Source organism: Synechococcus sp. R3-13 (assembly GCF_047462195.1).
Classification (GTDB): Bacteria; Cyanobacteriota; Cyanobacteriia; order Thermostichales; family Thermostichaceae; genus Thermostichus.
Genome location: NZ_JANSIO010000444.1, coordinates 1 through 836, shown reverse-complemented (window position 1 = coordinate 836; position 836 = coordinate 1). Strand labels below are relative to the sequence as shown.

1 protein-coding gene is annotated in these 836 nt (G+C 58.0%); it reads right to left on the bottom strand.

Annotated elements, in window-relative coordinates; all coding sequences use genetic code 11:
* Positions 1-311: 311 nt before the first annotated feature.
* The gene (locus tag NW856_RS12715) at positions 312-794 is read right to left on the bottom strand and encodes a phycocyanin subunit alpha (protein ID WP_011434281.1); all 483 of its coding nucleotides are present in this window, start codon (positions 792-794) and stop codon (positions 312-314) included.
* Positions 795-836: the final 42 nt, after the last annotated feature.

The window sequence follows — 836 nt, the reverse complement described above, 5'->3', positions numbered from 1 at the left end:
TTCAAGGACTCCGTCCCGCTGGCGCGATCAATAGCCCAGGCGTCTCACCCTAGCCTGAAACGACTGTAGAAATCGAAAACTAAAATTAGAAATCAAAAATCGGCAGCCCCAAGCTGCAGAAGAGCAACAGTGGCGCCTTCCTATTGGGGAGACTGATCCGCAAACCCACGTGGTCAAACGTATCTCTCCGCAACGTAGCAGGCTCACCACCGTTGCCCTCAACAACCTTCCCTCGCCATCCCCCCTGGTTTATGGGATGAGCCAACTGGCTAGCCGGCGTCGCCCTTTTAGAGGGATCCCAAGCCAAGGGTTTAGCTGAGCGCGTTGATGGCGTAGTCGATGTAGGTGTTGGCCTCGGTGGCCGCTTGCCCGGTCAGGCCGTGGTTGGCTTTGATGTAGCGCAGGGCTTCGATGAACCAACTGGGGGAGAGTTCAAAAGCGGCGTTGATCTCGCGGATCCCGGCCAACTGATACTCGTCCAGAGGACCGGTGCCACCGGCTACCAAGCAGTAGGTGATGTAGCGCAGGTAGTGGCGCACGTCACGGGCGCACTTGTCCTTGCCAGCTTGGGTGTGGCACTGCCCACCGGGTTGGGTGGTGTAGGGGAACTTGGCGTAAACCGCTTCGGTGGCACCGCGCACCAGCTCGTCGGCACGGCTGCTCAGAACTCGAGCGGCTTCCATGCTGGCGGCAGCCCGCTGAAAACGGCCATTGATGGCCTGCAATTCGCTGTTGCTCAGGTAGCGCCCTTGGCTATCGGCAGTGGCGATGGCGTCAACAATTGGGGTTTGCATGATTCAAAACGCTCCTTTACTTAACTCAAGCTCAATGCAAAA